At 67.4% G+C, this 19,402-nt stretch carries 18 protein-coding genes and 1 tRNA gene; 2 read left to right on the forward strand and 17 right to left on the reverse strand.

Annotation, left to right across the window (positions count from 1 at the left end; all coding sequences use genetic code 11):
* Nucleotides 1-3: 3 nt before the first annotated feature.
* The 3 genes from N5D30_RS09650 to N5D30_RS09660 form a co-directional block, all read right to left on the reverse strand.
* Nucleotides 4-375, reverse strand: coding sequence for a DUF3742 family protein (locus N5D30_RS09650; RefSeq protein WP_003454730.1), 372 nt, complete (start codon nt 373-375; stop codon nt 4-6).
* 86 nt (nt 376-461) lie between these two features.
* Nucleotides 462-926: a type II toxin-antitoxin system YhaV family toxin gene (locus tag N5D30_RS09655; protein WP_003454727.1), complete on the reverse strand. Its 465-nt coding sequence runs from the start codon at nt 924-926 to the stop codon at nt 462-464.
* Complete coding sequence (locus N5D30_RS09660) at nt 926-1,243, reverse strand: type II toxin-antitoxin system PrlF family antitoxin (protein ID WP_003454724.1); 318 nt, start codon at nt 1,241-1,243, stop codon at nt 926-928. The genes N5D30_RS09655 and N5D30_RS09660 overlap by 1 nt, the downstream gene beginning before the upstream one ends.
* 313 nt (nt 1,244-1,556) lie before the next feature.
* Between N5D30_RS09660 and mobH the strand changes: the two genes are divergently transcribed.
* The gene (gene mobH / locus N5D30_RS09665; protein WP_016451652.1) at nt 1,557-3,404 is read left to right on the forward strand and encodes a MobH family relaxase; all 1,848 of its coding nucleotides are present in this window, start codon (nt 1,557-1,559) and stop codon (nt 3,402-3,404) included.
* A gap of 26 nt (nt 3,405-3,430) precedes the next feature.
* Here mobH and N5D30_RS09670 read toward each other — a convergent pair whose 3' ends face one another.
* Nucleotides 3,431-3,736: a helix-turn-helix transcriptional regulator gene (locus N5D30_RS09670; protein ID WP_003454714.1), complete on the reverse strand. Its 306-nt coding sequence runs from the start codon at nt 3,734-3,736 to the stop codon at nt 3,431-3,433.
* A gap of 104 nt (nt 3,737-3,840) precedes the next feature.
* On the opposite strand from N5D30_RS09670, the gene N5D30_RS09675 reads away from it, so the two are divergent.
* Nucleotides 3,841-4,467 carry a LysR substrate-binding domain-containing protein gene (locus tag N5D30_RS09675; RefSeq protein WP_003454711.1) on the forward strand — a complete coding sequence of 209 codons (627 nt, stop codon included), beginning with the start codon at nt 3,841-3,843 and terminating at the stop codon, nt 4,465-4,467.
* A gap of 32 nt (nt 4,468-4,499) precedes the next feature.
* Here N5D30_RS09675 and N5D30_RS09680 read toward each other — a convergent pair whose 3' ends face one another.
* The 13 genes from N5D30_RS09680 to N5D30_RS09740 all read right to left on the reverse strand — a co-directional run bounded on the left by N5D30_RS09680 (nt 4,500) and on the right by N5D30_RS09740 (nt 19,361).
* Nucleotides 4,500-6,356, reverse strand: coding sequence for an integrase arm-type DNA-binding domain-containing protein (locus tag N5D30_RS09680; protein ID WP_004265627.1), 1,857 nt, complete (start codon nt 6,354-6,356; stop codon nt 4,500-4,502).
* Nucleotides 6,357-6,594: 238 nt separating this feature from the next.
* Nucleotides 6,595-6,668 (reverse strand) — tRNA-Gly (locus N5D30_RS09685).
* Between the two features lie 65 nt (nt 6,669-6,733).
* Nucleotides 6,734-7,612, reverse strand: a complete 879-nt coding sequence (locus N5D30_RS09690; protein ID WP_279908775.1) for an alpha/beta hydrolase — start codon at nt 7,610-7,612, stop codon at nt 6,734-6,736.
* A 332-nt stretch (nt 7,613-7,944) separates the two neighbouring features.
* Entirely contained in the window at nt 7,945-8,655 is a 711-nt protein-coding gene (locus N5D30_RS09695) for a pseudouridine synthase (protein ID WP_279908776.1), read from the reverse strand.
* Between the two features lie 2 nt (nt 8,656-8,657).
* Entirely contained in the window at nt 8,658-8,861 is a 204-nt protein-coding gene (locus tag N5D30_RS09700; protein ID WP_279903792.1) for a cysteine-rich CWC family protein, read from the reverse strand.
* Complete coding sequence (locus N5D30_RS09705) at nt 8,858-10,342, reverse strand: diguanylate cyclase (RefSeq protein ID WP_279908778.1); 1,485 nt, start codon at nt 10,340-10,342, stop codon at nt 8,858-8,860. Before N5D30_RS09705 ends, N5D30_RS09700 begins: the two co-directional genes overlap by 4 nt.
* 29 nt (nt 10,343-10,371) lie before the next feature.
* On the reverse strand, nt 10,372-11,211 hold the full coding sequence (locus N5D30_RS09710; RefSeq protein ID WP_279908779.1) for a DUF4824 family protein: 840 nt from the start codon (nt 11,209-11,211) through the stop codon (nt 10,372-10,374).
* Nucleotides 11,208-12,272: a DUF2157 domain-containing protein gene (locus N5D30_RS09715; RefSeq protein WP_279908780.1), complete on the reverse strand. Its 1,065-nt coding sequence runs from the start codon at nt 12,270-12,272 to the stop codon at nt 11,208-11,210. The genes N5D30_RS09710 and N5D30_RS09715 overlap by 4 nt, the downstream gene beginning before the upstream one ends.
* Before the next feature lie 58 nt (nt 12,273-12,330).
* A complete protein-coding gene (gene uca / locus N5D30_RS09720) occupies nt 12,331-16,008 on the reverse strand; it encodes an urea carboxylase (RefSeq protein ID WP_279908782.1) in 3,678 nt (1,225 codons plus the stop codon).
* A 362-nt stretch (nt 16,009-16,370) separates the two neighbouring features.
* Nucleotides 16,371-17,006, reverse strand: coding sequence for an urea amidolyase associated protein UAAP2 (locus N5D30_RS09725; protein ID WP_279908783.1), 636 nt, complete (start codon nt 17,004-17,006; stop codon nt 16,371-16,373).
* Between the two features lie 11 nt (nt 17,007-17,017).
* The gene (locus tag N5D30_RS09730; protein ID WP_279908784.1) at nt 17,018-17,746 is read right to left on the reverse strand and encodes an urea amidolyase associated protein UAAP1; all 729 of its coding nucleotides are present in this window, start codon (nt 17,744-17,746) and stop codon (nt 17,018-17,020) included.
* A 2-nt stretch (nt 17,747-17,748) separates the two neighbouring features.
* Complete coding sequence (locus tag N5D30_RS09735; protein WP_279908785.1) at nt 17,749-18,549, reverse strand: ABC transporter ATP-binding protein; 801 nt, start codon at nt 18,547-18,549, stop codon at nt 17,749-17,751.
* Nucleotides 18,546-19,361: an ABC transporter permease gene (locus N5D30_RS09740; protein WP_279908786.1), complete on the reverse strand. Its 816-nt coding sequence runs from the start codon at nt 19,359-19,361 to the stop codon at nt 18,546-18,548. The genes N5D30_RS09735 and N5D30_RS09740 overlap by 4 nt, the downstream gene beginning before the upstream one ends.
* Nucleotides 19,362-19,402 lie beyond the last annotated feature (41 nt).

Consider the following 19,402-nt stretch of genomic DNA (forward strand, 5'->3'; position numbering starts at 1 on the left):
CCTCTAGGCTTGCTCGTCTTCTGGATCGTGGGGGTCGATCCGGTAATCGTCATGGGTGTAGAGGCCGTACCCGGCAGGGCCGTATCGCCATTCCGGCTTGTGTTCCTCGTCGTAGCTCCCATCGTCGTTGCGGACTACCCAGGCGCCGACCAGCGCGAACGCAAGCAGCAGTGCCAGCCAGAACGCGGTGTAGAGCAGGACACCGATCGCAGCGAGCTTGACGGCCAGCAGCGCGGCCTTGGCAATGCCAGGCGCCCATCCCTGCGCGAGCAGCCAGCCCTGCGCCCGCCGATCCAGACGCGCGCAGCCTCTCCACGCCCGGCCCAGTGTCCGGCCGAGGCGTTCTGCGAAGGTGGTCTGTGCGGCGGTCTTCATGGTGGCTACCTCATGTTCATCCTGTCGTGTGGCTGTGATCCCTGTCCGTGTCGCGATTGAAACCTGTGCTGTTCTTCAACCGCGGTCTAGTCCTTGTCTGCTGCGCGCCAGTCGGCCTGGCTTGCGGCCACCAGCGCCGCCCAATCGTCCGGCGGGTTGCCGCGTCCCAACATCTTCTCGAACACCGCATAGGGGTCGGACTTGCTGCCCGACGACCGCAAGGTCTGCTCGTCGTTGACCCAGGCGAACACGATCGCCTTGGCCTTGGAGTCGAAGCGGAAGAACAGCCGGAACCGCCTCCCGATCTTTGCGCGCCGCCAGTGCCGGTAGGCCGGCCCCAAGGTGTTGCCCTGGCGGAATTCGTCGCGCGCAGGATCGCTCGGCACGACATCCATGATCAACTGGCTCAACGCCCGGAACAGCTTGACGTTGGCGTTGCTCTCGAACCCCTGCGGGTCGTTCTGTTCGGCCCGTTCCGCGGCCGCGTGCAGCTTGCGCAACTGCTCGATCACGCCCTCGTGGAACAGGAGCGTCCAACCGTGCCGCTGCATCAGAGCGCCACTTCGCCTTCGATGTCTTCATCGAGGTTCACCGCGTGGTGCGCGTTGGCCAGCATGGCCCGCGCCAGATCGTCCGGCAGGGACTGGACGTGCCGCCCGGCCCGGATGTCCGCTTCCAGCAGCCCCAGGAAGGCGCCGATGGCCGGGTCTTCATGGTCGGCGTCGGCGCGGGTCACGACGACTTCGCCGCCGCGCAGGTCGAACGCCACCTTGCCGCCGGTGTCCACGCCCAGCGCTTGCCGGATGGACTTGGGCAGCGTGATCTGACCCTTGGAGGTCAGCGTCGCGACTTCGTGGATTTCGGGCATGGCGGCACTCCTGATGGCAATGCCTGGATGGTAAGGAAATTTCCTTACCTTGTCAATCTGGGTGTGCATGGTGCTCCGTCCGGTCGATGAAACGGCTCCATCGTAGGGGCGGCACAGCCAGCCTTCCCGCATCAATCCGACTTGGGCCAAACCCGCATTGGTTGTGGTTCGGCAGGCGTCGTTGCCCTATATCCAAAGGTTTCCGTAAAGGCCAAAGGGCTGGGGAAGGGGCAAGGGAATGGGGCCAAGGGGAAAGGCCCTACCCGAAAAGGCCAAAAGGCTCTCCCGACCGGCCCGCCGTCTGGGGTTCGCCATGCTCTCGCTGTTCCAACGCAAACGGGTGCCACCTGCCGCCAGTGCGCCACCGCCCAAACCTCCCGCCGAGCCCGGCAAAGGGCTGATGCGGCCGGAGCCGGCCGCATCGCTGCTGGCGACGCCGCGCCGGCAGAAGCTGCTGGAACACATCTGGCAGCGCACCTCGCTGTCGCGCCGGCAGTTCGCCACGCTGTACCTCGCCCCGCTGGAACGCTACGCCGAGCTGGTCCAGCAATTCCCCGCGTCGGAGGCCCATCACCACGCCTATCCGGGCGGCATGCTGGACCACGGCCTGGAGATCGTCGCCTACGCGCTCAAGCTGCGGCAGTCGCATCTGCTGCCCGCCGGCGCCACGCCGGAGGCGCAAGCCGCCCAGGCCGAGGCCTGGACCGCAGGCACCGCCTATGCTGCGCTGCTGCACGACATCGGCAAGATCGCGGTCGACCTGCACGTCGAGTACGCGGACGGCACGGTCTGGCATCCCTGGCACGGCCCGCTGCGGCGGCCGTACCGCTTCCGCTACCGCAGGGAGCGCGAATACCGGCTGCACAGCGCCGCCACCGGGCTGCTCTACGCCCGGCTGCTCGATCCGGGCATCTTCGACTGGCTCGCCGACTACCCCGACCTGTGGGCCGCGCTGCTGTACGTCCTGGCCGGCCAGTACGAGCACGCCGGCATGCTCGGCGAACTGGTCGTGCAGGCGGACCAGGCATCCGTCGCCCAGGAACTCGGCGGCGATCCGAGCAAGGCCCTGGCAGCGCCCCGGCACGCACTGCAGCGCAAGCTGCTCGATGGCCTGCGCTACCTCCTGAAGGAAGAATTCAAGCTGAACCAGCCCCAGGCCTCGGATGGCTGGCTGACCCAGGACGCGCTCTGGCTGGTGAGCAAGACCGTCTCGGACAAGCTGCGCGCGCATCTGCTGTCGCAGGGCATCGACGGCATCCCGGCCAGCAACACGGCGGTGTTCAACGTGCTGCAGGATCACGGCATCGCCTTGGCCACACCGGACGGCAAGGCGATCTGGAAGGCCACCGTCACCAGCGATGCCGGCTGGTCGCACAGCTTCACCTTCCTGAAACTGTCTCCGGCCATGGTCTGGGATGCGGCCGACCGGCCGGCGCCGTTCGCGGGTCGCGTGCAGGCCGACGAGGAACAAGGGGCGCCGACACCGCAGGCACCGGCATCCGAAGCGCCAGGCTTGGAAAGCGCCGATACGGCGCCACCAAGCATCGCGCCGACCGTCCCTATGCCCAGCGACAACGGCGTGGCTGCGCTGCTCGATCTGCTGAGTGACACGGCCCCACCCGTAGCGCCGGAGGCCCCGAGCGAACCCGAGCCTGCCTCGCCACCGGCGCCTACGGTGCTGCCGCAGATAAGCCTCGCGCCATTTCAGGATCGGCCGGAGCCATCCGGCGAGCATTTCATGGCCTGGCTGCGTCAGGGCATCCAGACGCACAAGCTCATCATCAACGACGCCAAAGCCTTGGTGCACAGCGTCGCCGGAACGGCCTACCTGGTGAGCCCCGGCGTCTTCCAGCGCTATGCGCAGGAACATCTGCAAATCGCCGCACTGGCGAAACCGGAGAACCTGGAGGGATGGCAGTGGGTGCAGAAGCGTTTCGAGAAGCTAGGCCTGCACCGCAAGCAAGCCAGCGGGCTGAATATCTGGACCTGCGAAGTCACGGGGCCGCGCAAATCCAGGCGACTGCACGGCTACCTGCTGAGCGCTCCCGAAGCGCTGTTCCAGGAAATGCCTCCGGACAATCCATACCTGCGCCTCCTCACCGAGGCCGTAAAGCGCGAAAATTCAGCCGCCGGTAATAAGAACGACAACGAACAGGGGTAGACAAGGAGCCACGGCGCGGGCCGGCTTCAGTCCGCTGATTTAGGCGGAGCCGTCTCTGCCAGCTTGGCTTCAGTCAGCGCCATCAAGTGGGCAGAACTGCATTTCAGCGCACGGGCGATTTTGAGAATGAGGGGGAGCGTGGGGACATGCTCGCCACGCTCGATCTTTCCCATGTGCGAACGCTCGATTCCTGACAGATGAGCCAGCGTTTCCTGGGCGATGCCTTGACTGGTTCTTTCTTCGCGCACGGAGGCCCCAAACGCGATGGCTGGTTCCGCTTCGTAGGTTGTTGTCCCGGTGGGCCGGCCTCTTTGAATCGAACGCTTTTGCATTGCCAAAAGCGTCGAGGATTGACACGATATAAACCACGTTAAACTTAACTCAATAGAAGCGACTTCATCGGTCGCCGCGAGTTCACTGCCTGGAGGAACTGGACGTGAAATCGAGCGATGCCTCCACTGAAATCCGGGTGGCTGTGCTCGGCGAGTGGGTGCCTTCACCGCTTGCCGACTTGCTGGCGTTGCAGCGCGCCGAAGAGCCAGAGACCGCCACCGCCTTGATCGGATGCAGTTCCACAGCGCAGGCGCAGGAACTGCCGCACGATAACTTTGACTTGGCCCTGTCCACAGCCGCCTGGGAGTGGCCAGGCTGGGTGTGCGAGCCGTTGTGGCATGACACGCTGGCAGTCGCCGTCGCCAAGCGCTCGCACCTGCTGTCCTACCGTGAAGTGCCTCGCCAAGAGCTGCTCAAGCAGCCGTTGATCTGCGCGCAGTCAACGGCCGACGAGCCGTGGCGCGCGGTGGCGCATGGCCTGGTCGAGGATGCACCGCAGGGCCATGAGCAGACCGTCAGCACCTTCGACATGGCGATGACGCTCGTCTCCGCGGGCTACGGCATTGCCGTCGCACCCGCCGCGAGACTGACCTGCTACCTGCGTCGCGGCATCGCCGCGCGGCCATTGGCTGGCGCACCCATCATCGTGATGGCCTACCTGCTTCGCCCGTCCTCGTCCTTGACCGAGCCCCAGGAAAGATTCGCCCGCCGCGCGCGCTCCGTGTCCTGAGACAGGGGCGCGCACTGCTGGGCGCTGGCGCGCTACGCAAACGCCACCTGCTGCGGGGACCACTCGCTTTCCTTCACCGTCGTGCTCACCGCCATGATGATCTTGTCGAGATTTGTGGCACTGACGCTTTCCAGAGCCGAGCCGCCGCGCAGCTTCGCGCGCGGCTGCAGGAGCGCGTTGTAGATCTGCCAAGGGTCGGCGCCCCTGGTCAGCTTGAGGACCGCCTGGATCAGCGCGTGCTTGACCGGATCGAGATGCCAATCCGGCACGCGCTGACCACGGTTGCCCAGGTTCAGCGCCAGCAGGTTGCCGGCCTTGATCTCGTAGCTGATCCACCGGCGGGACTTGCCCGCCATCTTCGCGTACTCGGCGACTGGCAGGTTGTGTGGTGCCTCGAAGACATCGACCAGTTCCATCCGCTGGCGCTGTATGTCGGACAGCGGTTCCTCCATGACGGAACGCGGCAACGGCACTGCGGGCAGCCGATGCGTCTCGGCTGACACCAGTGGCATCGCGTCTCCCGGCCTGGTCACGATCAGGAGCGGCGCCGACGCGGCCGCTGGTTTGGGTGGCGCACTCGCGGCTTCCTCATCCGAGAGGACGGGCACGCCCTCCAAATGAATGGTGAGCGGCATGCTCGCTGCCTCGACCATGTTCTGCTCGAAGAGATCGAGCCGGTCGGCCCAATCCTGCATCATCCGCCGCCGCTGCTCGACGTACTCGGCGTGGTTGTAGGTGGCACTGACCTTGTTGGGATCGACGTGCGAGAGTTGCGCGTCCACCCACACCTTCGGGTAGCCGATCTCGTTGAGCGCGGTGGACATCGTGCCCCGGATGCCGTGCCCGGTCAGCAGGTCGCGATAGCCCATGCGCTTGAGCGCGCCGTTGAGCGTGTTCTCGCTCATGCGCTTCTTCAACTCGCTGTCGTGGCGGAACAGATAGTGCTGGGCCGGTTTGAGCTGTTCGAGCAGGTGCCGGACGATCTCGATGGCCTGCACCGACAGCGGCACGATGTAGGGTGGAATGTCCTTGGGCAACTGGCGCTTCCTGCGCATGTCCACCTGGAGCTGCTTCACGACCTCGGGCGGGATGATCCAGAGGCCCCGATCGAGGTCGAACTGATCCGGCGTCGCCAGGCGCAGCTCGCCCGTGCGCACGCCGGTGAATAGCAGCAGCCGCAGACCGAGCTGGGTCTGCAGCCGGCCACGATACTTGCGCAGGCGCTGCAACAGCTTCGGCAACTCGGCCATGCGCAGGAACGGGTTGTGGTTCACCGGGGGCAGCGGCAGCGCCACCACGTCGAGGTCGGAAGCCGGGTTCTGCTCCAGGCCCGGCACGACCACCAGCGCGTAGCGGAACATCTGGTTGAACCACGTCCTGACTTTCTCGGCGACGGAGAGCGCCTTGCGCCGCTCGATCCTGGCGATCACTTCCAGCAGGTCAGGGCGTTTGATGTCGTAGATCGAGCGCTTGCCCAGCAAGGGCAGCACATCCTTGGCGAAGACGCGAGGGAGGATCGAGAGGGTGGTCTGCCGGCCCTTCTTGAGGCCGCGTTCGCGGTGGGCAAGCCACTTCTTGTAGATCGCCTCGAAGGTGTTTTCACCGGCGAGTTTGACCGCGGCGCGCTTTTGCTTGCGGTGAAGGCGCGGGTTGATGTCCTTGGCCACCAAGGCGCGCGCCTCGTCACGCAGGGCGCGTGCCTCACGAAGGGACACCTCGGGATAGGTGCCCAGCGACATGCGCTTGGGCTCCTTCATCCAGTAGTAACGGAAGTGCCAGCTCTTGCTGCCCGTGGCCGTCACGGCCAGGGAGAGACCATCGATGTCTGGAAGTGTGTAGGCCTTGCCGGTGGCTTTGGCTTGGCGGACCACCAAGTCTGAGAGTGCCATGCTCTAGCTCCTGAACATGAGTCAGGAACCAGATGCTTAACCCATCGACCTCAGCGCCCTAGCAACAATCCGGAAGCCGTCGTGCCCGCAAAAATGGACACAAAAATGGACATAAACGTCGTGGCTTCAGGTGGATTTCCGTGGAGCCCACTGGAACATCGAGGTGTCGAAAACTCAACCAGAATCAACGACTTACGATGCCTCTTGGACTTCCTCAGAATTCCCTGGAACGATGCAGTGGAGCGGGCGAAGGGAATCGAACCCTCGTCATGAGCTTGGGAAGCTCAGGTAATGCCATTATACGACGCCCGCCTGGGCGGGTGACTTTGTACCAGAATCGCCCGCTTAGGTGAAGCTGATCCGGGCGTGCCGACCCCTCATATCGCCACGGCATGCCTCTCGGCCGGTAGGCTGCGCGTGCGGCTGGCGAGCGGAGGGAGCAGGAAGGCCAGCAGCGCGTCGCGGGTCTGCAGCCAGGCGGTCTTGTGTTCCATGTCGAGGAAGTGGCCGGCCTGGTCGATGGTGCGGAATTCGCAGTGGCGCACGTGCCGGGTGAACAGGCGAGCATCCTCGGGCGTGGTGTACTCGTCCCATTCGCCGTTGACGAACAGCAGCGGAATCTCGATCTGCCCGGCGAAGCTGACGCAGGAGCGCCCGCCGTTGTTCAGCACGGTTTCCACGTGGAAGCTCATCTGCTCGTATTCGTAAGGCTCCAGGCCAGTGACGTGGCGATGGTTGTAGCGCTTGAACAGCGATGGTAGGTGCTTGCCGATGGTGCCGTTGAGCACCATGCCGATGCTCTCCCGGTCGCAGTCGCGCATCACCGCCAGGCCGGCGCGCAGGTAGCCGAGCATGGCCGGATTGACCACCGGCGAGAAGGAGTTGATCACCGCGCGCTCGATCCTTCTTGGCCGACGGGCCAGGGCCTGGAGTGTGGCGATGCCGCCCCAGGAGAAGGACAGCACGGTGTCGCAGTCGAAATGCTCCACCAGTTCCAGCAGGATGTCGGCTTCGTCCTCGCGGGTTAGGAAGTGGTCGTGGTGGTTGTATTCGCGCGATTGCCCGGCGTAGGGCAGGTCGAACAGCACCACGTTGAAGTGCGGGTGGAGGTAGCGGACCGTCTGCGCGAAGGATGCGGTGGTCGACAGCGAGCCGTTGACCAGGATGATGGTCTGCTCGGCGCCGTCGGCACGATAGAACTCCGTGTAAACCCGGTGTTGCCCCTGGATATCCAGCACAGCGGTTTCTGCTTTCATGGTCATGCCCCTGACGTACGGCGATACGGACGCGCGGCACGCGGTCGCGCGCGGGTTCAGGACAGGTGGCATGCGCCTGGGAGGGGCCTAGTCGGCTCGAAGGGCTGGCCGATGATTGTTGTGAGTGGCGGATATTTCCGAGACGGGCATCGGCCTTGCGGCGCGACGGGGGCAGGCCCGTTGGCGGTGCCTGGGGCACTCGACCGGAAAGATTCTCTTGGAATGTTGTTGGAACCGATGAGTCACATCGGGACCACGGTTCTGATTCAAGCAGGCTTGTGTTGCAGGTGCAAGTCGCTCGGATGACGAGGGACCATGCGCCTGCCGGACGGTCATCCGGCGGTGGGGTGGCGGACTGCCGCGATCTCGTCCGCGCTCAGGGGGCGGTACTGCCCCGGCGCCAGATGCTCGTCGAGTCGCAGCGGCCCCATGCGCTCCCGGTGCAGGCCGATCACCCGGTTGCGGAAGTGGCCGAACATGCGCTTGACCTGATGGTAGCGGCCCTCGTGTAGGGTCAGCAGGGCGCAGTGGCTATCGAGTATTACCAGCTCGGCGGGCAGGGTGGTGAGGTCTTCGTAGGCGAAGTACAGGCCGCGGGCGAAGACCTCGGCGTATTCCTCGGTGATCGGCTGCTCGGTGTGCACGCGGTACACCTTGCCCAGCCGGCTGCGCGGTTGGGTGAGGTGGCGCGACCAGAGGCCGTCGTTGGTGAGCACCAGCAGCCCGGTGGTGGTCAGGTCCAGGCGCCCGGCGATGTGCAGTTCGTGCCTGTCCTGTTCGTCCAGCAGGTCGAGCACGGTGCGGTGTTCGGTGTGCTCGGTGGCGCTGACCACGCCGGCCGGCTTGTTGAGCATGAAGTAGCGCGCGGGCTTGCCAGCTTGCAGCAGCTCGTCGTCCAGTTCGATGCGGCTGAATTCGCGCACCTCGTGGCGACCGTCGCGCACCACCTGCCCGTCCACCCGCAGGCGGCCCTCGGCCAGCAGCAGGCGGGCGTCGGCGCGGCTGAAGCGGGGCAGGTTGCTGAGGAAACGGTCGAGGCGCATCGCTACCCAGGTTCGCCGGTCCCGGCGAGGGCGCGCAGGCAATCGGGGCAGAGGCAGGTGCGGTCGAACTGTTCGGCGGGCAGTGCGTCGAGAGCGCCGTGTTCGAGCGGCGCGTGGAAGCACCAGCAGTCCTGCACCGGCTGCTGTTCGCCGGCCTGGGCGCAGCGGTTGGGCCGGCCGCAGCGCGGGCAGCGCTCCGCGTTCATGGCTGCAGATTGCCTGTGTCTTCGCACACCCGGTTGCGCCCGGACTGCTTGGCCCGATAGAGCGCGCGGTCGGCGCGGGCGATCAGCCGATCCAGGCTGTCGTCGTCGTGCAGTTCGGTGATGCCGATGCTGGCTGTGACCCGCAGGTTGACGCCGTTGAACGGGAACACCTGTTCCTCGGCCTGCTGGCGGATCTTCTCGGCCAGCTGCCGCGCGGTGCTGCCGCCGGTGTCCTTGAGCAGCAGGATGAATTCCTCGCCGCCCCAGCGGCAGATGATGTCGGACTGCCGCAGGTTGCCTTGCAGGTTCCTGGCGAAGCCGCGCAGCACGTGGTCGCCGGCCAGGTGGCCGTGGGTGTCGTTGAGCTGCTTGAAGTGGTCCAGGTCCAGTAGCAGGGCGCTCAGCGGGCTCTGTTCACGCATGGCCTCGTGCAGCGCCTGGGCGGCCAGCAGGTCGAAGCCACGCCGGTTGGGCAGGCCGGTGAGCACGTCGGTGGTGGCCAGGGCGGCGATGCGCTGCTGGTAGCGCCGGGTGGCCAGGTAGACGAGGAACAGCACCACGGCGCTGATCAGGGCACAGATCAGCAGGTTGAGGTAGAGGCTGTGGCGGATGCCGGCGAGGGCGCCTTCCTCGTGCTTGCCGACGAACAGGTACCAGTCCAGTTCGGGGATGTAGCGCACGTTGAGGAAGTGGCTGCGCCCCTTGTGCTGGTAGCTGAAGTTGCCGCTGCGCGGCTGCGGCAGCTGGGCCAGCAGCGATTCCATGCCGGGCAGCTGGCCGAGCTGCTGGCCGCGGTGCGCGCCCATCGGGCCGCCGTCGGCGCCGGTGAGCATCAGGTAGCCGTTGCGGTCGGTGAAGTAGATGCTGCGGTCGTAGCGCTGCTGGTAGTCGTCCACCAGCTTGACCACGGCGTCCACCGTCAGGCCGACGCCGGCCACTCCGATGAAGTTGTCCTGGTAGTCGTATACCTTGAAGTTGATGAAGAAGGTGAGCCGGTCGCTGTTGGCCATGTCCGGGTCGACGTTGATCTCGTATGGCTCGGCCATGTCGCGCACGCGGAAGTACCAGGCGTCGCGGGGCTCGTTCTGGTCGATCTTCTTGAGCACGCCCTTGGCCTGGTAGTAGACGTGGGTCTTCTCGGAGACAAAGAAGCTGGTGAAGGTGCCGTAGTGCCCCTGCACCTCGCGCAGGTAGCGGGTCATGGGCTGCGGGTCGCGCTCGCCGGCCAGCACCCAGTCGCGCAGGAAGGTGTCGCGGGACATCATCGAGGCGATCAGGGTCGGGCGGATCAGGTCCTTCTGGATCTCCGAGTAGATGTTGTCGGAGGTCAGTGGCAGCTCGGTGTTGACGATGGTGCGCCGGATGCTGTCCCGCGAGCTGTAGTAGCTGGCCAGGCTGGTGGCGAGGAAGCCGCCCAGCAGCAGGATCGTCAGGAGCAGCAGCAGGGATAACTGGGCCTTGCGGGACGTGCTGAGCGGCATGGGGAAAGCCTTGAGGGAATGGCGTAATGCTAGCGTGCAGCGCCGTTCCCGTCATCGCGGCGGGTGGCTTTTTCCTCTATCCGTACCTCGTCGACCCACGGCTCCAGGCGCTGGCCGAAGCTGACTGCCGCGCTGAAGGGCTGGTCCGCGTTGCCGTAGTGCTCCGGCAGCCGCTCGGCCAGCGCCCGGCGCCAGGCATGGGGCACGTTGATGCGCTCGTTGCTGGCGGAGAAGGTGCCGCCCAGGGTGATCCTGTCGGCGTCGTAGCAGCGTCGCCAGACCCGCACCGTACCGTGCACCAGGGCATGGCGGGCGCGCTCCGGATAGCGTTCGCGCAGCGCCTCGGGATCGAGGCCGACATCGACCAGGAACAGCCGGGTTTCCCGCAGGCGCGCGTTCTCCAGTGCCTTGCGCGCGTCCTGCTCATGCTCTTGCAGTTCCTTGTCGTCCGGCTGCTGGCTCAGCTTGTCGCTGGCCTGCTGCAGATGGCGCTCGGCTAGCTGCAGCGACTGCCGGTAGGCGGGGCCGTCCAGCTCCAGCACCGCCCAGGCCCGTCGGGTGTCGCGGCGCGGCTCGGGGCCGCTGCTGGGCAGACCGACCGCCTGCAACTGGGCTGCGCTCAGGCCGTAGGTGCTGGTGCAGTAGTCCTGCCCCGGGGCGTCGCGTGACACCATGCGCCAGTCCAGGCTCAGGCTGAGGCCGCTGTTTTCCTGGCGCGGCCCGTCCCAGTCTCGGTGCAGTTCGCGCTCGGACAGCAGCAGGCGGCTGTCCGGCTCGCCCTGGCGGTTGTACCAGACGCCCGCCAGGGCCACGGCGTTGCTCAGCAGGATCAGGCCCAGCCCCGCGCCCAGCATCAGACGCTTGTTCATGCGGCACCTCCCTTGTGGCCGCGGCGCAGGCGTCCGAGCACCAGCAGGGCGAGGATCGCGGTCAGGCCGAGAATGAGGAAGAACAGGTACTTGGGCAGCACGTCCCACCACCAGTCGACCATCTTGATGAACAGGAACAGCAGGAACGACAGCTGGCCGAGCAGGCTGACCTCGGCCCAGTCGCGGCGGATGCCGAGCCAGATGAAGAGGGCCGAGGCGGCGAAGCCGACCAGCTGGTAGGCCTTCTCGATGCTGTCGTGGTCGAACGGCAGGTAGCTGCCGCGTCCCCAGTTGGACAGCGCCAGCACCGGCAGCAGCATGGCCAGCAGGCCGACGATCCGGTAGGTGGCGGCGAAGCCGCTGAAGCGGGCCTGGGACACCAGCGCCGGCAGCAGGAACACCAGCAGGCCGCCGGCCAGGAAGTTCTCCGGCCGCTCGGCCGCGTCCAGCCAGTACCAGCCGCACCAGTCGCTCATGCGCGTGGCGCTGTAGGCCAGCAGGCAGGCGAGGCCGGCGGCCAGCAGCAGACGCGCGTTGCAGGCGTAGGCCAGCAGCAGGGCGTAGGCAGCCCAGCAGAGCAGGGCGTTGTCGGTCGGGGTGATGTTGAAGATCTGCCCGAGCAGATGGATGTTGAGGACGAAGCAGGCCAGCGCCAGCACGCCGGCGAGCTTGGCGAAGTAGCCGGAGGCGTCGCGCCGCAGCAGAACGAAGGTCAGCGCCAGGCTGCCGAGCGAGAAGCCGATCAGGATGCCGACCTGCAGGGCTTCGCCGATCAGCCCCCAGAACTGGTAGAAGAAGAACAGCAGGCTGGCGGCCAGTGCCAGGGCACCGAGCAGCGAGACCACGCGCATGCTCAGCGACAGGCGCCGGGTCTGCTGATCGTGGTCGATGTCGAAGCTGGCGCGGTAGCGGGCCAGCAGGCCGTCGTGGTGGCGCTCGATCTCGCCGAGCTGGGCGTCGCTCAGCGGGAGCGCCTGTTCGCCCTGCAGGCGCAGGGCCTCGCGGCGGAACGCCTGGATGTCGTCGGCCCGTTGCTGGGCCTGGTCGCGGGTCAGCGGCATGGTTCTTCCCTGTGGATGCGCTGCCCGCACTCTACTCGTTGGCGTGGCCGCCAGCCAGTCAGGCCTCCTCCAGCACCACCACGCGCTGGCCGGCGCGCACCGGCGAGCCGGGCTGCACGCGCACTTCGCGGACCACGCCGCCGACCGGCGCGACGAGGGGGATCTCCATCTTCATCGATTCGAGAATCACCAGTACGTCGCCGGCGCGCACCGTGGCGCCTTCCTCGACCTGCACCTGCCAGAGGTTGCCGGCGATGTGGCTGTCGATGCCGTGCTGGCCGGCGGCGAGCGGGGTGTCCTCGCCCAGTTCGGCCACCGTTTCGTCCACCTCGAAGTGGGCCTGGCCGGAAGCTATCCAGCGCTGGCGCTCGGCGTCGAAGGCGGCGCGCTGCCGAGTACGGAAGGCATCGATGCCCTCGGCCTGGTCGGCGAGGAAGCGCTGGTAGTCGGCCAGGGCCAGTTCGCTGTGCTCGATGCGCAGCGGGTAGCGGCCCAGGGGGAAATCGCGGCGGATGCGCAGCAGTTCCTCGGCGGATACCGGGTAGAAGCGGATCTGGTCGAAGAAGCGCAGCAGCCAGGGCTTGCCGTCGAAGGCCTCGACCTCGCGGTAGCGGTTCCACATCTGCAGGGTGCGGCCGACGAACTGGTAGCCGCCGGGGCCTTCCATGCCGTACACGCACATGTAGGCGCCGCCGATGCCCACCGAGTTCTCCGCGGTCCAGGTGCGCGCCGGGTTGTACTTGGTGGTCACCAGGCGGTGGCGCGGGTCCAGAGGGGTGGCCACCGGCGCGCCGAGGTAGACGTCGCCCAGGCCCATCACCAGGTAGCTGGCGTCGAACACGGTGCGGTGCACTTCGTCGAGGTTCGGCAGGTCGTTGATGCGGCGGATGAACTCCAGGTTGCTCGGGCACCAGGGGGCGTCCTTGCGCACCGTGGTCATGTATTTCTCGATGGCCAGCTGGCAGGCCGGGTCGTCCCAGGACAGCGGCAGGTGGACGATGCGCGACGGCACCTTGAGGTCGCGCGCGGCGCACACGGCGTCCCATTCGCCGGCGACGACTTCCAGCAGGCGCGCCAGCGGCAGGGTTTCCGGCTGGTAGTGGACCTGCAGCGAGCGGATGCCCGGCGTGAGGTCGATCACCCCATCGAGCTGTTTGGCCTCCAGTGCCTGCATCAGCGCATGGCCACGGAAGCGCAGCACCAGGTCGAGTTCGGGCTGGCCGATCTCCAGCAGAAGGTGGGTGTCGCCGGACAGGCGCGCGACCAGTCGGGTGTCGTCGCGGCCGAGGTCGAGGACGATGGGGGAGGTCAGGTCATCCACGGAGCAGCCCATTCTCCCTTTGGGAGAGGGTTGGGGTGAGGGACGATCGGTGCGTGCGGAGAGCTCCCTCACCCCCGCCCCCTCTCCCGGAGGGAGAGGGGAGAGAAGCGCGGTCTCCGCGTTACGCGCCTGCGCCAGTTCCCGCGCCGTGGCGATGTCCACCGGCACGAAGCGCACCTTGTCGCCGGCCTTGAGCTGGCCGAGCTGCCAGAGGTCGGCCTCGATGAGGGTCACCGGGCAGACGAAGCCGCCCAGGCTGGGGCCGTCCGGACCGAGGATCACCGGCATGTCGCCGGTGAAGTCCACCGCGCCGATGGCGTAGGGGTTGTCGTGGATGTTTGAGGGGTGCAGGCCGGCCTCGCCGCCGCTGTCGCGCACCCACTCCGGCTTCGGGCCGATCAGGCGCACGCCGGTGCGGCTGGAGTTGAAGTGCACTTCCCAGTCGGTGGTGAGGAAGGTGTCGATGTAAGCCGGGGTGAAGTATTCCGGCGCGCCGTGGGGACCGTAGATCACCCGCAGCTGGCGCACGGTGGGCAGTTCGGTGCACAGCTCGGCGGGCAGGCGCGCGCCGGCCTGGCGGTCGGCCAGGGCCGGGATATGCAGCACGTCGCCGGCGCGCAGGGCGCGTCCACCGTGGCCGCCGAACTGGCCGAGGGTGAAGGTGCTCCGCGAGCCCAGGTACTCCGGCACCTGCAGGCCGCCGCGCAGGCACAGGTAGCTGCGCGCGCCGCTGCCGGCGAGGGTGCCGAGGGCCAGGGTGCTGCCAGCCGCGACCAGTAGCGCGGTGTTCATCGGCTGTGGGGCGCCGTCCACGCTCAGCGGGATGGTCGCGCCGGTCACCGCCACCACGGCGTCGGTGTTGAAGCGCAGCAGCGGGCCGCTCATGGTGATTTCCAGGCCGGCGGCGCCCTCGTCGTTGCCAAGCAGGCGGTTGCCCAGGCGCAGCGCGCGGTCGTCCATCGGCCCGGAGGGCGGCACGCCGACGGCCCAGTAGCCGAGGCGGCCGGGGTAGTCCTGCACCGTGGTCTGGGTACCGGCGGACAGCACCTCGAAGGTGTCGGCCCGGTAGACCAGGCCTTCCAGGCAGCGGGTCCAGGGCGAGCCGTTGGCGAAGGGCGCGTCCTCGATGATCTGCCGCAGGTAGTCGCGGTTGGTCTCCACGCCGTACAGCAGCGAGTCGGCCAGCGCCCGGTCCAGCGCGGCGGCGGCCTCGGCGCGGCTCGGCGCCCAGGCGATCAGCTTGGCGATCATCGGGTCGAAGTAGGGCGGGATCTCGCAGCCGGCCTCGACCCAGGTGTCGATGCGCAGGGCCTTGCCGTCGGCTGCCGGGAATTGCACGGCGGTGAGCAGGCCGGGGCTGGGCTGGAAGTCGCGGCCCGGGTCCTCGGCGTACAGCCGCGCCTGGATGGCGTGGCCGGCGGGTTGCAGCGTCTTCGCCAGTTCGGCCAGTGGCGGCAGGTCGCCGGCGGCCAGTTCGATCATCCAGCGCACCAGGTCGACGCCCCACACCTGTTCGGTGACGCCGTGTTCCACCTGCAGGCGGGTGTTCACTTCGAGGAAGTAGAAGCGCTCGGCCTCGCTGTCGTAGACGAATTCGACGGTGCCGGCGCTTCGGTAGCTGACCGCCTTGGCCAGCTTGATCGCCGCCGCGCACAGTTCTTCGGCCATGCCGGCCGGCAGGTTCGGCGCGGGGGTTTCCTCCAGCACCTTCTGGTTGCGCCGCTGCACCGAGCAGTCGCGCACGCCCAGCGCCAGCACCTCGCCGTGGCCGTCGCCGAACACCTGCACTTCCAGGTGGCGGGCGCGCTGGATGTATTTCTCGATGAACACGCCGCTGTCGCTGAAGTTGTTCTGCCCCAGGCGCTTGACCGCGTCGAAGGCGTCGCTCAGCTCTTCCGCGCTGCGGCACACGCGCATGCCGATACCGCCGCCGCCGGCGGTGCTCTTGAGCATCACCGGGTAGCCGACCCGCTCACCGGCGGCCAGCGCGGCGTCGAGGTCTTCCAGCAGTTCGGTGCCTTCCAGCAGCGGCACGCCGTGCTGCTTGGCCAGCGCGCGAGCGGTGTGCTTGAGGCCGAACACGCGCAGCTGCTCCGGCGTCGGCCCGACGAAGGCGATACCGGCGGCCTCGCAAGCTTCGGCGAAGGCGGCGTTCTCGGAGAGGAAGCCGTAGCCGGGGTGGATGGCTCGGGCGCCGCTGCGCTTCGCGATGCCTAGAATCTTGTCGACCACCAGGTAGGTCTGCGCGGCCGGGCCTTCGCCCAGGGAGTGGGCCTCGTCGGCCTGCTGGATATGCAGGCTGGCGGCATCCGCCTCGGAGTAGACGGCGACCCCCTTCACGTCGAGCTGGCGCAGGGTGCGCAGGATGCGGCAGGCGATGGCGCCGCGGTTGGCGATCAGCAGTGTGTCGAACATGAGGTTTGCCTCATGGGGTGGCGGGCCGTCCCGCCGTCATTCGGTCTGCACCCCGGTCGTCCGGGGTGGTGGATCAGCGCAGGCTCGCTTCTATCAAACATAAAGTAACCGGCTGATTTCATTGGTGAACCACCGTGGGAGCGGACTTGTCCGCGAACTTGGCCTGTAAAAGCTCGCGGACAAGTCCGCTCCCACAGGTGTTTGCACAGAGGCGGCACACCGTCACGGATAGGGTGGAGCCTTGTGCTCCAGGCACTGCCCCGAGCGGCTCTGGCACAGGAGGAACAGCCAGCGCCGTAGCCCGGATGCAATCCGGGGCGGGGCGTCGCCGGCTTTCCGGGTTGCGTCCGGGCTACCTGGTTTCAGTTCCATACCAGCACCTCGGCCGGGGTCGGGTTCCAGCCGTTGCAGGGGTTGTTCAGCTGCGGGCAGTTGGAGATCAGCACGATGACGTCCATGTGCGCCTCCAGCTCCACGTACTTGCCCGGGGCGGAGATGCCGTCCTCGAAGGTCAGGCCGCCCTCGGGCGTCACCGGCACGTTCATGAAGAAGTTGATGTTGGCGCCGATGTCGCGCTTCTCCAGGCGGCCGTCGCGCAGGCTGGCGCGCAGGAAGTTGTCGCGGCAGCTGTGCATGTAGCGCTTGTCGAGGGCGTAGCGGACCGTGTTGCTCTCCTGGGCGCAGGCGCCGCCGAGGGTGTCGTGGCGGCCGCAGGTGTCGGCGACGATGGTCAGCAGCGGGTTGCCCAGGTTGGACCAGAGCACCGTGCCGGTGGTCAGGTACGCGCCGTTCTGCTTGCGCAGGGTGCGTTGCGGGTCGTAGCGCTCGCGCGGGTTGCGGGCGCTGTAGAACAGGGTGTCGACGGCCTGGTTGCCTTCCAGGTCGAGCAGGCGCAGGGTCTGCCCGGCCCTGACTTCGAACAGGTAGGGCTCGCCGGCCGGGATGACGTGGCGGAAGGCGGCGCTGGCGGCGTGCTTGGTGCTGGCGGTAAGGCTCATGGTCGGTGCCCTCACAGGTACAGGCGTTCGGTGTTGTGGAAGCCGCGGCCGTTCTCCGGGCGCGAGGTACGGCAGAGCACGCTGATGCCGTCGCTCTCGACCTTGCTCCAGCCCAGCTGCACCGGCTTGGGCGCGTAGAGCGGGTTGGGGTCCAGCGGGTGCTGCAGGGCGGTGAGCACCACCAGGCAGTCCATCGGCGCGTACAGCTCCACGTAGTCGCCGGCCCTGGAGTTGCCGGGCTCGAAGTGGAAGCGGCCACCTTCGTCGACCGTCACCTTGCTGAACAGGTTGAGGGTCATCAGCAGGTCCTGCAGGTTCAGGTTCCACTTGCCCATTTCCACCAGCAGGTTGTCCTCGCCGTTGCGGAAGAAGCCGTTGCGCAGTTCCTGGTAGCGACCCTGGCCGTATTTCTCCGCCGTTTCCGCGGCGTTGAGCACGCCGCCGAAGCTGTCGTGCCAGCCGCAGGTGTCGGCGGTGATGGCGGCGAGCACGCGACCCATGTCCGAGTACAGGCAGTGGCCGGCGGTGAGCCGGGCGGTGTGCTGGCACTTGAGGGTGTCCGGCAGGTTCAGGCGCTCGCTCTTCTCGGTGGCGGAGAGCAGCAGCAGGCTGACGTTGGCGCCGCCTTCGAGATCGGTGATGCGCAGCAGCTGGCCGCGCTTGAGCACGAAGGAGGTGTGGCCGCCACCGGGGACGGTCTCCTCGTAGAGGGTGGGGCGCAGGGCGAGAGAGGCAGTCATGCTCAGGCTCCTTGGGGAGTGGGTTGTAGGCTGTCGACCAGCTGGGCCGGCAGCTTGTCGAGCGCGACGCTTGTGGCGCGGCGGTCGGCGTTGAGAGGGATGTCGTAGGTGATGCGCGCGCCGAAGGCGTTGGGCGCGTGCGGGTCGACGCGGGTCTTGTCGAACACCAGCAGGCGGGTGCCGAGGCTGAAGCCTTCCGACAGGTCGTGGGTGACCATGAACACGGTCGGCCGGGTCTCGCTCCACAGTTCCAGCAGCAGGGCGTGCATGTCCTTGCGGATGCCCGGGTCGAGGGCGCCGAAGGGTTCGTCGAGCAGCAGTACGCGTGGCTTCATGATCAGCGCCTGGGCGATGGCCAGGCGCTGCTGCATGCCGCCGGAGAGCTGGCTGGGGTACTTGTCCAGGGCGTGGCCGAGGCCGACCTTGCGCAGCACCGCCTCGGCCTGGGCGCGGGCCTCGCGCTTGGCCGCGCCGAACAGCCGGCCGAGCAGGGGCGAGCGCGGCAGTTCCAGGCCGATGGCGACGTTGTCCAGCACGCTCAGGTGGGGGAACACCGAGTAGCGCTGGAAGACGACGCCGCGGCTGGCGTCCGGTTCGGCGGCCAGCGGCTGGCCGGCCAGCAGGATTTCGCCGCGGCTCGGGCGCTCCTGGCCCAGCAGCAGGCGCAGGAAGGTGGACTTGCCGCAGCCGGAGGCGCCGACCAGGGTGCAGAACTCGCCTTCGCGGACGATCAGGTTCAGCCGCTCCAGCACGACCTGGTCGCCGTACTGCTGCCAGACGTTGTTGACCTGGATGAAACTCATGCCTTGGCTCCTTCGTACCAGGGGAAGCACAGGCGGGTGAGCTGGCGCAGCCCCAGGTCCATCAGCCAGGCGAGCAGGGTGATCCACACCACGTACGGCAGGATCACGTCCATCGCCATGTAGCGGCGGACCAGGAAGATGCGGTAGCCGAGCCCGTCCGTGCTGGCGATGGCCTCGGCGGCGATGAGGAACAGCCAGGCCGAGCCGAGCACCAGGCGCAGGGCGATCAGCAGGCGCGGCAGCAGCTGCGGCAGGACTACGCGCAGGATCAGCGTCCAGGTGCTGGCGCCGAGGGTCTGCGCCTTGATCAGCAGTTCGCCGGGAATCTCCCGGGCGCGCTGCTCCAGGTCGCGGGCCAGCACCGGGGTGATGCCGATGACGATCAGCATCACCTTGGACAGCTCGCCCAGGCCGAAGACGATGAACAGGATCGGCAGGATCGCCAGCGGCGGCACCATCGACAGCACGGTCAGCAGCGGCGACAGCGGCGCGCGGAACAGGGGCAGCACGCCGGCGGCGATGCCGAGGGCGAGCCCCGCCAGGGCGGCGATGCCGATGCCCATGCCCAGGCGCTTGAGGCTCGCCGCGCTGTCCTGCCAGAACAGGTAGCCACCGGTGCGCTTGTCCTCGGTGAAGGCCAGGCGATCCACCGCGCTTGCCATCTGCGCGGCGCTCGGCAGCAGCTTGTCGTTGGGGTTCTCCGCCTGCCGCGCCGCCGAGCCGGTGAAGTAGGCGAACAGCAGCAGGGCGAAGGGCAGCAGGACCAGCAGCAGGCGGCCGCCGCGGTCCGGGTGTCGGTTGATCAGGCGCATGGCAGTCTCTCGCAGGTGTGGGAGCGGCCCTCTGGCCGCGA

Source organism: Pseudomonas sp. GD03875 (genome assembly GCF_029840585.1).
Taxonomy (GTDB): domain Bacteria; phylum Pseudomonadota; class Gammaproteobacteria; order Pseudomonadales; family Pseudomonadaceae; genus Aquipseudomonas; species Aquipseudomonas paralcaligenes.

Bases quoted from the DNA above. Each gene is read 5' to 3' on its own strand.
- N5D30_RS09735 (WP_279908785.1), bottom strand. From the start codon at position 18,549: ATGAGTTTCATCCAGGTCAACAACGTCTGGCAGCAGTACGGCGACCAG.
- N5D30_RS09705 (WP_279908778.1), bottom strand. From the start codon at position 10,342: ATGCCGCTCAGCACGTCCCGCAAGGCCCAGTTATCCCTGCTGCTGCTC.
- N5D30_RS09660 (WP_003454724.1), bottom strand. From the start codon at position 1,243: ATGCCCGAAATCCACGAAGTCGCGACGCTGACCTCCAAGGGTCAGATC.
- N5D30_RS09730 (WP_279908784.1), bottom strand. From the start codon at position 17,746: ATGACTGCCTCTCTCGCCCTGCGCCCCACCCTCTACGAGGAGACCGTC.
- N5D30_RS09690 (WP_279908775.1), bottom strand. From the start codon at position 7,612: ATGAAAGCAGAAACCGCTGTGCTGGATATCCAGGGGCAACACCGGGTT.
- N5D30_RS09710 (WP_279908779.1), bottom strand. From the start codon at position 11,211: ATGAACAAGCGTCTGATGCTGGGCGCGGGGCTGGGCCTGATCCTGCTG.
- N5D30_RS09650 (WP_003454730.1), bottom strand. From the start codon at position 375: ATGAAGACCGCCGCACAGACCACCTTCGCAGAACGCCTCGGCCGGACA.
- mobH (WP_016451652.1), top strand. From the start codon at position 1,557: ATGCTCTCGCTGTTCCAACGCAAACGGGTGCCACCTGCCGCCAGTGCG.
- N5D30_RS09740 (WP_279908786.1), bottom strand. From the start codon at position 19,361: ATGCGCCTGATCAACCGACACCCGGACCGCGGCGGCCGCCTGCTGCTG.
- N5D30_RS09695 (WP_279908776.1), bottom strand. From the start codon at position 8,655: ATGCGCCTCGACCGTTTCCTCAGCAACCTGCCCCGCTTCAGCCGCGCC.
- N5D30_RS09670 (WP_003454714.1), bottom strand. From the start codon at position 3,736: ATGCAAAAGCGTTCGATTCAAAGAGGCCGGCCCACCGGGACAACAACC.
- N5D30_RS09680 (WP_004265627.1), bottom strand. From the start codon at position 6,356: ATGGCACTCTCAGACTTGGTGGTCCGCCAAGCCAAAGCCACCGGCAAG.
- N5D30_RS09725 (WP_279908783.1), bottom strand. From the start codon at position 17,006: ATGAGCCTTACCGCCAGCACCAAGCACGCCGCCAGCGCCGCCTTCCGC.
- uca (WP_279908782.1), bottom strand. From the start codon at position 16,008: ATGTTCGACACACTGCTGATCGCCAACCGCGGCGCCATCGCCTGCCGC.
- N5D30_RS09700 (WP_279903792.1), bottom strand. From the start codon at position 8,861: ATGAACGCGGAGCGCTGCCCGCGCTGCGGCCGGCCCAACCGCTGCGCC.
- N5D30_RS09715 (WP_279908780.1), bottom strand. From the start codon at position 12,272: ATGCCGCTGACCCGCGACCAGGCCCAGCAACGGGCCGACGACATCCAG.
- N5D30_RS09655 (WP_003454727.1), bottom strand. From the start codon at position 926: ATGCAGCGGCACGGTTGGACGCTCCTGTTCCACGAGGGCGTGATCGAG.